Origin of the sequence: Sporosarcina sp. USHLN248, from assembly GCF_037144575.1 — a bacterium.
GTDB classification, from domain to species: Bacteria; Bacillota; Bacilli; order Bacillales_A; family Planococcaceae; genus Sporosarcina; species Sporosarcina contaminans.
This window is the reverse complement of the sequence record NZ_JBBCZC010000014.1, coordinates 1-13,660: the sequence shown is the minus strand read 5'-3', so window position 1 is coordinate 13,660 and position 13,660 is coordinate 1. Positions and strand designations below refer to the sequence as shown.

At 38.6% G+C, this 13,660-nt stretch carries 14 protein-coding genes; 5 read left to right on the top strand and 9 right to left on the bottom strand.

The genetic code is table 11. From position 1 onward, the window contains the following. The first annotated feature begins 196 nt into the window (after positions 1-196). The gene (locus WFH04_RS07470; protein ID WP_336823443.1) at positions 197-1,669 is read left to right on the top strand and encodes a GGDEF domain-containing protein; all 1,473 of its coding nucleotides are present in this window, start codon (positions 197-199) and stop codon (positions 1,667-1,669) included. Between the two features lie 85 nt (positions 1,670-1,754). On the opposite strand, the gene WFH04_RS07465 is transcribed toward WFH04_RS07470, so the two are convergent. Beyond that, the gene (locus tag WFH04_RS07465; protein WP_336823442.1) at positions 1,755-3,452 is read right to left on the bottom strand and encodes a M3 family oligoendopeptidase; all 1,698 of its coding nucleotides are present in this window, start codon (positions 3,450-3,452) and stop codon (positions 1,755-1,757) included. A gap of 172 nt (positions 3,453-3,624) precedes the next feature. Between WFH04_RS07465 and WFH04_RS07460 the strand changes: the two genes are divergently transcribed. Beyond that, positions 3,625-3,909: a DUF6509 family protein gene (locus WFH04_RS07460; RefSeq protein WP_336823441.1), complete on the top strand. Its 285-nt coding sequence runs from the start codon at positions 3,625-3,627 to the stop codon at positions 3,907-3,909. 398 nt (positions 3,910-4,307) lie between these two features. Beyond that, positions 4,308-5,291 (top strand): NAD(P)/FAD-dependent oxidoreductase, encoded by a 984-nt coding sequence (locus tag WFH04_RS07455; protein WP_336823440.1) that lies wholly within the window; start codon positions 4,308-4,310, stop codon positions 5,289-5,291. 376 nt (positions 5,292-5,667) lie between these two features. Here the strand turns inward: WFH04_RS07455 and WFH04_RS07450 are convergent, their stop codons facing one another. The 3 genes from WFH04_RS07450 to WFH04_RS07440 form a co-directional block, all read right to left on the bottom strand. Further along, the gene (locus WFH04_RS07450) at positions 5,668-6,768 is read right to left on the bottom strand and encodes a DUF1648 domain-containing protein (protein ID WP_336823439.1); all 1,101 of its coding nucleotides are present in this window, start codon (positions 6,766-6,768) and stop codon (positions 5,668-5,670) included. Between the two features lie 2 nt (positions 6,769-6,770). Then, positions 6,771-7,154: a GntR family transcriptional regulator gene (locus WFH04_RS07445; protein ID WP_336823438.1), complete on the bottom strand. Its 384-nt coding sequence runs from the start codon at positions 7,152-7,154 to the stop codon at positions 6,771-6,773. 303 nt (positions 7,155-7,457) lie between these two features. Continuing rightward, the gene (locus WFH04_RS07440) at positions 7,458-8,969 is read right to left on the bottom strand and encodes a polysaccharide deacetylase family protein (RefSeq protein ID WP_336823437.1); all 1,512 of its coding nucleotides are present in this window, start codon (positions 8,967-8,969) and stop codon (positions 7,458-7,460) included. Positions 8,970-9,509: 540 nt separating this feature from the next. On the opposite strand from WFH04_RS07440, the gene trhO reads away from it, so the two are divergent. Further along, entirely contained in the window at positions 9,510-10,481 is a 972-nt protein-coding gene (gene trhO / locus WFH04_RS07435; protein WP_336823436.1) for an oxygen-dependent tRNA uridine(34) hydroxylase TrhO, read from the top strand. Positions 10,482-10,518: 37 nt separating this feature from the next. Here the strand turns inward: trhO and WFH04_RS07430 are convergent, their stop codons facing one another. The 3 genes from WFH04_RS07430 to WFH04_RS07420 are packed head-to-tail and all read right to left on the bottom strand — an operon-like array spanning position 10,519 to position 11,655. Beyond that, positions 10,519-10,947, bottom strand: coding sequence for a hypothetical protein (locus tag WFH04_RS07430; protein ID WP_336823435.1), 429 nt, complete (start codon positions 10,945-10,947; stop codon positions 10,519-10,521). A 23-nt stretch (positions 10,948-10,970) separates the two neighbouring features. Next, on the bottom strand, positions 10,971-11,453 hold the full coding sequence (locus WFH04_RS07425) for a hypothetical protein (RefSeq protein WP_336823434.1): 483 nt from the start codon (positions 11,451-11,453) through the stop codon (positions 10,971-10,973). A 1-nt stretch (position 11,454) separates the two neighbouring features. Beyond that, positions 11,455-11,655, bottom strand: coding sequence for a helix-turn-helix transcriptional regulator (locus WFH04_RS07420; protein ID WP_336823433.1), 201 nt, complete (start codon positions 11,653-11,655; stop codon positions 11,455-11,457). Positions 11,656-11,822: 167 nt separating this feature from the next. Here WFH04_RS07420 and WFH04_RS07415 point away from each other — a divergent pair, with 167 nt between their 5' ends. Further along, on the top strand, positions 11,823-12,641 hold the full coding sequence (locus tag WFH04_RS07415) for a DUF368 domain-containing protein (RefSeq protein WP_336823432.1): 819 nt from the start codon (positions 11,823-11,825) through the stop codon (positions 12,639-12,641). A 24-nt stretch (positions 12,642-12,665) separates the two neighbouring features. Here WFH04_RS07415 and WFH04_RS07410 read toward each other — a convergent pair whose 3' ends face one another. Both WFH04_RS07410 and WFH04_RS07405 read right to left on the bottom strand, forming a co-directional pair. Then, entirely contained in the window at positions 12,666-13,007 is a 342-nt protein-coding gene (locus WFH04_RS07410; RefSeq protein WP_336823431.1) for a DUF5658 family protein, read from the bottom strand. Between the two features lie 142 nt (positions 13,008-13,149). Continuing rightward, a partial coding sequence (locus WFH04_RS07405) for an IS3 family transposase (RefSeq protein WP_336823430.1) occupies positions 13,150-13,660 on the bottom strand: 511 nt, incomplete at its 5' end.

The window sequence follows — 13,660 nt, the reverse complement described above, 5'->3', positions numbered from 1 at the left end:
AAATGAAACACATTTCTTCGCCTTTTTGTCTACATGTTGAATGGAAACGTTAACAGATGAATAACTTACTATTAGGGCAAAATTATGACAATTTTTCAAATAGGCCAAAGGAATTACTGCGGCTAATGTATTTCTATCTCTTCTTCATGTATAATTGTATGAAACAGCACCAATAGGTCCGAAGGGGTATGTCGTTGTGTCTAAGAACTTCAGATTCAAGCTAACCGTCATCTTGATCATCTTCTCGCTTCTATTGTCGTTACTCATTGCTGTACTTGATTATAAAAAAATGCAAAAACAAATATGGATTGGCCAAGAAAATAAACTATTGATGGCTGAAGAAAAAATAATTGGAAACTTGAAGACAATCGACAAAGTATATGAGATTTTTGATTATCAAATCGCAGAAAAGATGGAACAGTATTCTAGAGAATTACTTGCGAAATACGAGGAAAATCCAAATTTTGCTTCATGGGATTTTGAGCACTTAAAAACAGCGTATGGAATGGATATTTATATATTGAATGCCGAAAATAAAGTTACATATAGCAGCTTTCAACCGGATATTGGACGTGATTTCAAATTATGCTGCGAATCGTTTTCAAAGCTATTAGACACACGTAGAGAAGGATCTTCATTTACTCATGACGGCATGGATTTACAAGCGGTTACCGGAGAAATAAAAAAATTTAGTTATATGCCTACACCGGATCATATGTATTTGATTGAATTAGGAATGAATCTTGAAAATGAAGAAATTTTTAAGCAGTTTAACTTTTTAGATACAATAAATGAACTAACGAATGAAATAGAAGTGATCGATCAAATTCAAGTGTATAACTCGGATGGATATGTAGTGGGCGTTAAAAGCGATGATGGGGATAAACTTAGGATTGACGGCCAATTCTATGCGATTTTCAAAGAAGTGAAAGAAAGCGGTCAATATAGGGAAATGATTGTCAATCAACCAGACGGGCAATTGACGTATCGCTTTATACCTTATCAGGCGGATGAAAAAAGAGGATTTTCGACAGAGCGGGTCGTTGCAATTGTTTACAACGACCATGAATTGAGAGGAGTATTATCTTCATATAAAAACCAGTTCATTACTCAATTGCTCGTCATTTTAGCTGCTGCAGTTGCTTTATCTTTTATTATCGCAAGACTTGTTGCAAAACCAATTCATTTAGCTTTCCATGATAGTTTAACCGGATTGAAAAATCGTGCAGCGTTTGAAGATGAACTCCAGAAAAGATTAGAGCGAGAAAAGAGCAAAGTCGCCCTTATGATGATTGATCTTGATAACTTTAAAGCTGTAAATGACCAATTGGGACATGGTGAAGGAGACCGTCTATTGCAAGTAGTAGCAAAGACAATTGAGGAAGTCATCGGATCTTCAAATTTCGCTGCGAGAGTCGGCGGGGACGAATTCTTAGTCATATTGGACAGTATCCACTCCAAAAAAATTGGAGAGATTTCAGAGGAATTACTAAAACGAATTAATGAAGAAATATCCTTCTACAATACTATACATACATCCATAAGCATAGGCGCAGCTTTATCATGTAAGGAAGATGATTTTGATTCACTCTATAAAAAAGCGGATGAGGCATTGTATAAGTCTAAGGAGAACGGAAAAAATCAATACACATTATATAGCTGTTCCTAAAGCAAAGGGCTTACATTCAAATGTGGGTGTTTGTAAAAAGCTGAGGGCGTTGCAAATATTGCAACGCCCCTCAACCATTCATACATTATAATGATTTATCGTCAACGTTGTTCAACCAAGATTCAATCGTTCCGATGACCGACTCCACGCAACCATCTTCGAATGGGGAAATTAAATTTGCTTCTTTCACAAGCTCAGTAAAAGACTTTGATCCGCCTAATTTACATAAGTGCACATAATCTTTCCATGCACTTTCACGATCTTCAAGTGAGCGTTTCCAAAATTGGAATGCACAAATTTGTGCCAAAGTGTAATCGATGTAGTAAAAGGGCACTTCGTAAATATGTCCTTGGCGTTGCCATACTGCGCCGGATTCCAAATAAGGAATGCCGTCATAATCACGCATCGGCAAGTATTTCCGCTCAAGTTCTTTCCATGCTTCCTTTCTTTCCGCAGGTGTCATTTCAGGGTTTTCGTAAATAACATGCTGGAATTCATCTACCGCAACGCCGTATGGCAAGAAAAGCAGGCCGCTGCTTAAATGTGCAAATTTATATTTCTCCGTATCTTCCTTGAAAAATAACTCCATCCAAGGCCAAGTGAAGAATTCCATGCTCATGGAATGGATTTCAGCGCCTTCATGGGTCGGCCAGACGTATTCTGGAATGCCGATATTGCGGCTGCTGTACACTTGGAATGCGTGACCTGCTTCATGGGTCAGAACGTCGATATCTCCGGAAGTGCCGTTAAAGTTGGAGAAGATGAAAGGTGAATCGTAATTGTCGATAAAAGTGCAATAGCCCCCAGCTTCCTTCCCTTTTTTTGCTTCCAAATCAAGGAGATGCTTATCGGTCATATACTTGAAAAACTCATCCGTCTCAGGGGAAAGCTCGGCATACATTTTCTTGCCGTTTTCCACGATCCATTCTGGAGAGCCTTTCGGAGTTGCATTGCCTGTTAGGAAATTCAATGATTGGTCGTAAAATTTCAATTGGTCAACGCCGATCCGTTCAGCTTGCCGTTCGTATAATTTGTTCGCGAGAGGAACGATATGTTCCAAAACTTGGTCGCGGAATTTCTTTACCATTTTCGCGTCATAGTCGATCCGGCTCATTCTCGCATAGCCTAATTCAATAAAGTTTTCAAACCCTAATGTTGTCGCCATTTCATGACGAACTTTTACGAGATCATCATAAATCCGATCGAATTGCTCGCCATTCTCCGCGTAAAATGAAGTAGAAGCTTCCATCGCGGATTTTCGGACTGAACGGTCTGTCGACTCCATATACGGCCCCATTTGCGCTAACGTTAACGTCTTGCCGTCAAATTCGATTTGAGCGGAAGCGACTAACTTGGCGTATTCCGAAGTCAACTTATTTTCCTTTTGCAACAAAGGAAGGATTTCCGGTGAAAAGGACTTAATTTCGTTGTCAGCCAATGCGAATAATTGAGGACCCCATTGTTCTTCAAGCTCTTTGCGATAAGGCGTCGAAACGAGTTCCTTATAATAGGGAATGAACAACTCTTGAAACTCAGGCCCGATTTCATCGAAATAATCTCTTTCCTTTTGATAAAATTCGTCATTTGTATCAATGGATGACCGAATGTACATCAAATTCGATTGCGTAGAATAATCACTGCCGATTGCATTGATTTTTTGGATTACATCATTTTGCTCCTCATAGGAAGCAGCATTTCTGAACCGCTCAAGCAATTCATTGAATTCTTTTTTGATCGTTTCCATATTTGGTCTTTTGTATTCGAAATCTTCAAACTTCAACAATTGTTATACCCCCAAATAGTTATAGTAACGCCTTACTCCATTGTTAATCAATTGTAATGAAATTGCAAAAGATATTTTCCGAAATGATAGGTAAAAGGCAGAATAATCCCTTTTGCGGGGTGAAATATTGTAAGATAGTATTGAAAAGACGATAGTGAGGATGAGGTTTATAATGGAAATAATCGAGTATAGTGTAGAGGAATTAATCGACCCGACTGGAATACTTACAGGCAGAAGGTTTGAATTTATGCTTTATATACTGTTTGATGAAGAAGATGAGCTTTATGAAGAGCAAGGAACAGGTTTGCGTGTCCTTTACGCAGTAGATGGCGATCAGGAGAAAATTGCTTCCTACCATTTCTTCGAGCGCGCAACAGACAAAATTCTTGATTTTGAATTGGAAGATGAGGAAGAAGCTTTCATAGCGCATTTTTGCAAAAAGCATATTGAAAAGTAAAGACAGAGCTATTTATTAGGATGCACATCTATGACCTATGCTTTAAGAAATACAGTAGGAAGGGACTGATCACCTTTCCCTGCACCGAGTAATCTGTGTATGCTTAAATGGGGAAGGGGCTACAGCTCTTTATTTATTATACAATTAGCTCGAAAACTAAATCCTTAAAGAGCAATACATACATCTGGGTATAGAATACTATGAAAATAGTATGAACATCCAAAAAATTAAGTTATTTCTTATGGAAGGAACCTTATAAAAATAATTGATAATCGAATCAAAATATGTGTGTTTTATTGAAAAATGATAGATAATGTGTGTAGAGTAGATAAGTAAGAGTGTATGATGAAGATTTTAGTCCTCATCTAAAAAGTCGAAAAAAATTGGAGTGTATATAGATGAATAATGAGATTGTCGATATTACTATAATCGGTGGGGGACCTACAGGACTTTTCGCGTCTTTTTATGCCGGCATGCGGGAGATGTCGGTGAAAATCATTGATAGCTTGCCCCAATTGGGCGGTCAGCTTATTGAACTCTATCCGGATAAATATATTTATGATGTTGGTGGATTCCCGAAAATTTTAGCGAAAGATCTAGTTGCTAACTTAGTGACGCAAGCTCACTATGCAAAACCTGAAATCCATTTAGGAGAAACTGCATTGTCAGTAACTCGGGACGGCGATCATTTCATCCTTCAAACAGATAAAGGCGTTCATTTAACAAAAACAATTTTATTGACCGCAGGCATCGGCGCGTTCCAACCAAGAAAAATCGGCTTAGCTGAAGAGGCTGATTTTGAAGGCAATACTTTGCATTACGGCATAAAGGATCTTTCTATGTTCAATGGTCGCAATGTGTTAGTTTGCGGTGGAGGAGACTCTGCTGTTGACTGGGCATTAATGTTGGAAGATATTGCGGAAAGCGTATCCTTAGTGCATCGCCGCGAGCGTTTTACTGCACATGAAACGAGTGTTAACCAACTAATGGCTTCGAAAGTAAATGTATTAACATCGCGTGCAGTGAAAGCGATTGAAGGGGAAAACGGTGCTGTAAGTGAAGTTGTACTTGCACAGAAAGACGGTACTGAAGAGCGCATGAGCATCGATCATGTAATCGTAAACTATGGTAATATTTCTTCTTTAGGCGCAATAAAAGAATGGGGTCTTGAAATGGACCGCAATTCCATCATCGTCAATTCAAGAATGGAAACGAATATTGAAGGCATCTATGCAGCAGGAGATGTAACAAGCTATGACGGCAAAGTGAAACTGATCGCTGTCGGTCTTGGCGAAGCACCAGTGGCTGTCAACCACGCAAAAGCGTATATCGATCCGAAAGCAAGACTGCAGCCATTGCACAGCACAAGCGTATTTAATTGATTAAGAAAACCGGAGTGGAAATACAACCATTCCGGTTTTATTTATTGCGCAAATTTAATAATGCGACTACGCTCTAGAAAGACGAATACGTATTATGTTTGACGAACTGCTTTCAAACGCGTAAAGCTACAAAAACGTATAAACATCATACGAATAAAATGTTCGAACTGCGCATAATCCTGTTAATTAATCGTATATTCAAGGTGATTTGCGCATAGCTGAACTGTGTGCACGCAAAAATTCATGAGCAGGCAGGAAATAGCCCAATTCAGATCTCACACCCTTGTTTATTCAATTCAAAGTTTATCACACTATTTTCCATAGCAACGAATCGCAAAAATCCCACTCCAAACAACCTCGTTTGGGGTGGGATTTGTTATAGAAAGGCAGTAATAATTAAAATGAGAGCAAGCGGTACAAAAATAATTAAATAGCCAATTGGATTGCCGAAATTTATTGTCCAGCCAATACCAAATCTCTTCTCAACGAAAATGGATGGGTCCTCTTTATTAATATAAAAGACACCTGCTTTCCAATAGCGGTCATCATCGAAGTCAGTTACGCCTTCAATTGGCTCTTCTTCCTCAACTGGAATACGAGCACCGCCTTGGCCAACTTTAAACGCATAAATGACAGTTGCCAACAGAATGACGAAAAGGAATCCGAACGGCATGGAAATCATAAATACAGAACTGACAATGTCTTCATGGATCGTTGTTATATGCAGGAAAGAAGTAAGGATTGTTGTAGCTAATGATGTTAAAAAGAGAAAGTAGCTCGTATATTTTCGAAAAGACAATTGTTGCACTTTCGATGAGCTGCGTTTAGCTGGATTTAATCGAATTCCGGATTTTTTAGTCGTTGCATTAACTCCGATCATCATTCCTTGCATAATGAATGAAATGAGCAGCAGCGCAATTACGGAAAACGGGTTTTTCTCAGTGAATGCATCCGGTTGGCCATTTGGACCCCAATGGGTGGGTATTAAGTCTGGCATCGCCTCATATTGCGTAGCTGTATAAGCGATGAGCCCAATTGTGATGATCATAGGCAACGCAAAAATATAGTTTGGCAGCATTTCATCGTTTGAATGGCTTGTGAGATCAGCAATACGGACTTTTTTCAAGTTTGCACCCCAGCTTTGCTCCTTTTTTCTTTTTGTAGTCCGTATGTGAAAGTATACATATAGCCCCATACTAACAAGTAAAACGCTCAGTTGGGAAGCGACGCCAGATAAGATGATGCTCTCTTCACTGCTATTATTGAGACCGAAAATTAATAAAGTGATGATAGCGATGATGCCAGTCATCATAACGAAAAAAGAATAACGCTTTTTATAAGTCATTAATACAGAATCTTCTGTATGGCCTTCAGGAATCGTTACTCCAAAGACAATATGGGGCTTTAGTAAATAGGGAATTGCTGCCTGCAGCCCAACAATAAACAGAATGCAAGCAATTAATATCATTAATACCATTCTTATTCCTCCATAATTTCTGATTTAAGAGAAGTCGTTAAAGCATGAATTTCTTCCTGAGTCATTCCATATACAATTGCCTCTGCAATCAATGGCTTCAGCAATAGGGCGAGCTGGTTTATGCTTTCCGTATTCGTTCCTTTATCTGGCTGCACTTTAATAACAGCGCCAGATTTCGGAATGATATCAATGATTTTTTTCTTTTCCAATTCATGATAGGCTTTATTGACTGTGTGCATATTGACACCTAAGTCTGCTGCTAAGGAACGGACAGAAGGCAATGTATCTTGCGGTTTTAATCTTCCTTTTGCAATCAATTCAATTAGTTGCTGTGCCAATTGGGTATAAATAGGTATATCCGAATCTGGTTCAATTTGGATTAACATTGCGATGCCTCCGTTCTGTTCTAATGTTATTATAACAAAGTCGGAAGTAATTGAAAAGCAGGCGGAGCATGATTTCTCCACAAGAAAGCCTTAAGGATACGAGATCCTTAAGGTGTAAAGTAATTTAATAGATGAATTCCTCAAGTATATCTTGAAAATGCTTCTTATGTAGAAGGGGCAGTGAACATTTGTAAGACCAACCTGCAATACCTCGTGAAATTCACCACAATTAAAAAGATGCCTAAATTCCGCATAGGATGCAGAAACTTAGGCAAATTGAATTCTTCATAGTTTGGTTCACGATTAATCTAATTCAGAGACAGTGACAAATGTGTATCCTTCAGCTTCCAAATAATTGAGTACATCTTCAAGGCCATCGGCAGTAGATTGGTGAATGTCATGCATTAGAATGGTGCTGCCGTCTTTTACATTGCCTTTTACAATTTCAAGCAGCTTATTTGCATTTCGATGTTTCCAATCAAGTGTATCGACATCCCAAAGTGTGACTGGCAAATCCGTTTGAGCTCTGACAGATTGATTTACTGCGCCATACGGAGGCCTGAACGACTTTGCTTGTTCTCCCGTCACTTCTTCAATGATTTTTGATGTGTTTGCAATTTCTTTGCGAACCCGATCTGCGTTCAATTTCGTCAAGTCGGGGTGATTCCAAGTGTGATTTCCTAATTCATGTCCAGCTTCCATAACGGCTTTCGCCAGTTCTGGATAATATTCAACACGACTTCCTAACATAAAGAAAGTTGCTTTTGCATCATGACGAGCCAACACTTCTAAAATTTGCTTAGTCACTTTCGGATCCGGTCCATCATCAAATGTTAAAGCTACTTTTTTCTCTACATTTTCTATAGGTGTTTCTGCGTCTTTCGTAGAATCTTGATCGTCAGAGACTTTTTCATCATCTCGTTCAACTTTTTCTGATTGTTTTCCTTCCTTGCCATTATGATCAATTGGATTAGAAGCATCGGTATCTTGATTTTGCGGTTGATGTTCAGGCAATTGATACTCATCGCTAATAATGCCTTTTAAACGATCGAGCGGAATGTTAATGATTGCAGGTCCTACTGATTCTTCAGCAATTGTTGCAGGATCGAAGTAGAATAGTAAAGCTTCGTCAGTCAATGCAAAGTTATTGAAGTTCCGCCAAGAAGGTTCTGTGCGTAAATGAATTTCATCAATTAATAGATGATTTTTTAATGACTCATCCTCGTAAATAGCTTCACGTAAAAGAGTAGATAAAGCAGATAATTTTTCAAGGTCGTGAGCAAATAGATCAGCTATCGTAAAACGTTCACCAGTCTCCGGATTTAAATGGAATGAACGAATTTCCATAACACCGTTTTGATCATCACTGAAACTACTACTATTAAATAATACGAAAGAATAGTTGCCTGAATGATGGAGCAATGTTTCGAAAGCAATATTTAATTCTCCCGTAACATCGTCATTTTTAGCCGTTTTTTTCTCCGAATCATTTATGTATTGTTCGCGTATATCAGTTATGTACTTAGTCACTTCTTCATTAAATTCAGAATGAATACTTTGCGGATATTGAATCGCAAATGGCGTTCTTTTGTCGTTCGACGTTTCAATAATGATTTTGATGCCAGGGTAGTTGGAAGCGATTTGGTCTACAATGACTGGCACTGGTCTATGTTCCTCTTTCTTTTCCGAAGCGTTTGACTGATGATCGGTCGGCTTCATAAATAAAAAGACAGCGAATGCTGTTAAAGAAAGAATGGCTACCGAGAAAATAATATCAATCCAGGCTGAGCGGGCTTTGCGGCGTGGTCTTTTCATGCTTAGGGTCTCCTTTTATGTATTCTATTCTGTTAGACGGGCAATTGTAGGGAATAGTTTCGAAGAAATGGGAGATTTGTCGATTCTTCTTGTAATCAATTATACATGAATTATATTAACAGTTAAATGGCAAATCTTCTATGGAAAAAAATGAATGGTTTCTAGGCAGTGATTAACACGTGCCATTTAGGCAATACGTCTTTTTAAAAAAACTTTTTTGTGCTATACTATATAGCGCCCGGATCTTGCAAATGCGGGTTAGCTGTTGTGTTTACAATCGAATAGTAGAACTTGAATCGGCATGAATTCTCTACTTTTATAAGTGGCAGGATAAATGCTCCTTTGCGTTGTCGAAATTAGAGGAAATTCCTAATTCAATGCTGATCAAGTTAAGCTTTTAGCGGATGCCACAGGTGTAAAAGGCAAGTTTTTGCCTTTATTCGAATGAATTCATATGTTATTCCGCTGAAGCAATGATTGATACAAATCCCGGCTGTTATCCCTATTGCAAAGAGAAAAAACAGAAGGTGGTTAAACGAAATGGAAAAAGGCAATTATAGGGTCTTATTATTCTACAAATATGTAGAAATTGAAGATCCTGAAACATTTACTGCAGAACATTTGGCATTTTGTAAGGAATTAGGATTAAAGGGCCGCATACTTATCGGCTCTGAAGGTATTAACGGTACTTGTTCCGGAACAATTGAACAAACCGATGCCTACATGAAAAAAATGCATGAAGATGAAAGGTTTAAAGATCTTTGGTTTAAAATTGACGAAGCTGACGGACATGCATTCAAAAAGATGCATGTGCGCCATAGAAAAGAGATCGTAAATTTAAGCCTTGACGAAGATATAAATCCATTAGAGCTGACAGGCGAATATTTGAAGCCAGCGGAATTTTTAGAACAAATGCAAGATGAGAATACCATTGTTTTAGATGCAAGAAATGATTATGAATATGACTTAGGACACTTTAGGGGAGCGGTACGGCCGGACATCGAAACATTCCGCGAGCTTCCACAGTGGATTGAAGAAAATAGAGAGATGTTTGAAGGCAAGAAAATTTTAGCGTATTGCACAGGTGGCATTCGTTGTGAAAAATTCACTGGTTGGTTAAAACGCGAAGGGTTCGAAGACGTTGCACACTTGCACGGAGGAATTGTCACATACGGAAAAGACCCAGTAGCGAAAGGGCAGCTATGGGACGGGAAATGTTACGTCTTTGACGAAAGAATTGCTGTTCCGATTAATCAAGTAGAGCACGTTGTCGTAGGGCGCGATCATTTCGACGGGACGCCTTGCGAACGATATGTGAACTGCGCAAATCCAGAGTGCAATGCGAAAATCCTTTGCTCTGAGGAAAACGAGCATTTCTACATGAGAAGCTGTTCAGATGCTTGCCGTACGCATCCTCGCAACCGTTATTTCATTGAAAACAATATGACGGTTGAAGAATTCAATGAGCGACTTGAAGCAATCGAAAAAGCGAAGCAAAAAGAATTAGTGTAAAAGATGAGCACCGTTCAGAGCGTCTGAACGGTGTTTTTTATACGCTGTAATAATGTCTGTAGGAAACGTAAAACGCAATCAACCCTGAAATTGGAATGATGGCGATGCTAAAAAAGATGGCAGGTAATTGGATTGTTTGTTCAAAGAGAGTGAAAACTGCCGCTAAGCCGATTACGATAAAGGAAACGACAAACATAGACGAAAATGCAATTTTGTATGCTTCGCCATTCACTTCCTTTTCCCGTTCATCAGACGGATTCAGCGCGGGAATGATGTGGCCATTATATAATATTAATCCACCACTAGTTTTGCTAATCTTTCTTTGGTGAAAATGCATAACTACGATTGTGAGAACAAAAAGAATCCGAAGTACTAGTTTGGTAGTTGTAGAAAAATGCTCTGTCCCAAACTCAGTAACGCTGAGCATTTGTAACCCAAACGTAATGACTAATACAATCCGTCCCATTTGTCCCCATTTGTTATCCCTCCTTATTTATACTGGTACACTTTAAAACTAATAAGATATGTGATTAAGCCGACGATCGGGATCGAAGCAGTAGCAAATATCGGATACCAAGGGTAGTCTAAGAAATAATTCGGAATGAACATATAGGATCCAATAACGATTAGCGAGTAAATTAATAAAACAGCAAAGGCGTAACTAACGGACTTTCTCGTAATATCGACAGTCCGCTCATCTGTCACGTCATATTCGAACGTTAAAAATGATTTTACCTCAGCATTTTTGTTTCTTTTCACAACGATGAGCTGAATGATATTCGCCAGTAAAAATAACACCGAAACCACAGCAAACAAATTGCCGTAAAAAGGACTAATGTACACTTCGAAGCCATCGATGATGCCTCTTTCCATCTGGATGAAATACTGTTCGATTTTAATATAATCGTACACCATTAATGCAGTCGAAATAAGAAACATCGCACGTAAGAAAACAGCAATCGTCACTTTCAATTCATGAATCCTCCTTTGTAAATATTTCTTCAATCGGCATTTGGAACACTTCTGAAAGGTTCATTGCCAACAGCAGGGAAGGGATATAGCTTCCTTTTTCCAGCGCTACGATTGTTTGTCGTGTCACACCGACCCTTTCAGCTAATTCACCTTGCGTAAAATGATGTCTTGCTCGCAATTCTTTTACTTTATTTGTGATCACCCAAACTCACTCCTAATGAGTAAACTACTTACATGTATAGTAAACCATACATAATGTAAAGTCAACTATACAAATGTTTGAATCGTCTCATTTTATTTCAAACGCCTCTTTTAAGTCGTAAAATGTTATAATATGAACATTGAATTGATATTGGAGGATTTGAATTTATGGAATGGAAGAATATATATCGCGGATTTTTAATCGGAATCAGCGATTTAATCCCTGGAGTGAGTGGAGGTACGATCGCATTCATTCTTGGTATATACGATCGGCTTTTAGTATCCATTAGTGGTTTTTTCAGTAGGGAATGGAAAAAGCATATTCGCTTTTTGCTGCCGCTTGCAATTGGTATTGGACTTACATTATTGCTTTTTAGCAAGCTAATCGATTTTCTTCTGAAAAATTACCATCAGCCGACCCAATTTTTCTTTTTAGGTTTGATAATCGGGGTAATTCCTTTTATTTCAAAACAAGCGAAAGTGACAAAGAATTTTCGTTTCGGTCACTTTATTCTACTATTGCTTGTAGGTGCGGCTTTAGCATCAACAGCATTCATTAAACCTGAAGACGCTAGCGTCATTACGTCGTTAACATTTCAAAATACAATAGGGCTGTTCTTGGCAGGATGGGCAGGCAGTATGGCGATGTTATTGCCTGGAGTGAGTGGATCTTTTGTCCTTTTATTGTTAGGCGTCTATGGAACGGCAATCAATGCGCTGTCCACTTTGAATATTCCGATCATCATTGTAATTGGTGCAGGCGTCATTGTAGGATTTATCGTGAGCAGTAAGGCGATACATTACTTGCTTGGTCGTTTTACAAATAGTATGTTTGCGATTATTTTAGGTCTAATTGTCGGTTCGATTTTTGTGATTTATCCTGGCATCCCAGAAAGTGGAACACCTTTTGTTATGAGTGTAATTGCGTTCATTACAGGACTGATTGTAGCGAACATGTTTAACTCTGCAGACACATCAACGACATAAAAAATAATCGGCTGAGTAAGCGACTCAGCCGATTTTTAATGAAATTAAAATGATCCAAAGTAAATGACTCGACAAAATGATTACGTATAGGATGAGTGCGCCGATCATCATAAAGCGTAGATAGAGCTTTGGCTGCAAAATTGTAGATAAGTATAGTAAAGAGAGCGGCAATAGTGTTTTAACTACATAGAATAAAAGTATACTACTATTATATATGCTTCTCATAAACGGATTTGCCTCTTGAATAAATCCATTGCGCAAACCGATATCGGTGAAAATAGCATCTAATAAGCATAAACAAAACAAAAGAAAGCTTATATTGTACATTCGCTGTCTTGCATTTGGAAGGGTTTTTACATTTTCCATATCCCATCATCCTTTTAAGATTATCTTGTAGCTACTATAGGATAGGTAAACAATACAGTATTTATTCGAGGCAAAAAAATAAATAAAAAACGTCAAGGAGCGGGCACTGCCTGTCGTTTTTGAGACAATAATAAAACACCTTCTAAGCAGCCTTTAGTCGGTATTCAACCGGCGATTGGCTGTTTAGTTTCGCTTGAATTCGGATATTGTTATAGTAAGTAATGTATTCTTCAACGATCTGGATCACACACGCGTTTGTCGTGCGATCAATATCGTCGAGGTAGAACGTTTCTGACTTTAGCGAGGAGTGAAACGTTTCGATTGGGGAATTATCAGCAGGCGTGCCTTTACGGGACATGCTCATGGTAATTCCTTTCTTTTTGACTGCTTCCTGATAGGCATATGACGTATAGACGGATCCCTGGTCACTATGCAGGATACAGTTTTCAGGCAGCTCTCCCAATTGTTCTAAGGTATCTAGAACGAAGGCAGTATCCTGTGTGGAACCAATGGTGTATGCCACGATTTCTCCATTATACAGATCCTTAATACTCGAAAGATACATCATAGATTGCCCAAATGGCAAGTACGTAATATCGGTCACTAACTTCTCCAAAGGCTTCTCAGCTACAAAATCACGGGATAGGATATTC

What these genes read in the sequence shown, in the direction of transcription:
- WFH04_RS07460 (WP_336823441.1), top strand. Translation starts at nt 3,625, where the DNA reads ATGGAAATAATCGAGTATAGTGTAGAGGAATTAATCGACCCGACTGGA.
- WFH04_RS07455 (WP_336823440.1), top strand. Translation starts at nt 4,308, where the DNA reads ATGAATAATGAGATTGTCGATATTACTATAATCGGTGGGGGACCTACA.
- WFH04_RS07450 (WP_336823439.1), bottom strand. Translation starts at nt 6,768, where the DNA reads ATGGTATTAATGATATTAATTGCTTGCATTCTGTTTATTGTTGGGCTG.
- WFH04_RS07445 (WP_336823438.1), bottom strand. Translation starts at nt 7,154, where the DNA reads ATGTTAATCCAAATTGAACCAGATTCGGATATACCTATTTATACCCAA.
- WFH04_RS07440 (WP_336823437.1), bottom strand. Translation starts at nt 8,969, where the DNA reads ATGAAAAGACCACGCCGCAAAGCCCGCTCAGCCTGGATTGATATTATT.
- trhO (WP_336823436.1), top strand. Translation starts at nt 9,510, where the DNA reads ATGGAAAAAGGCAATTATAGGGTCTTATTATTCTACAAATATGTAGAA.
- WFH04_RS07430 (WP_336823435.1), bottom strand. Translation starts at nt 10,947, where the DNA reads ATGGGACGGATTGTATTAGTCATTACGTTTGGGTTACAAATGCTCAGC.
- WFH04_RS07415 (WP_336823432.1), top strand. Translation starts at nt 11,823, where the DNA reads ATGGAATGGAAGAATATATATCGCGGATTTTTAATCGGAATCAGCGAT.
- WFH04_RS07410 (WP_336823431.1), bottom strand. Translation starts at nt 13,007, where the DNA reads ATGGAAAATGTAAAAACCCTTCCAAATGCAAGACAGCGAATGTACAAT.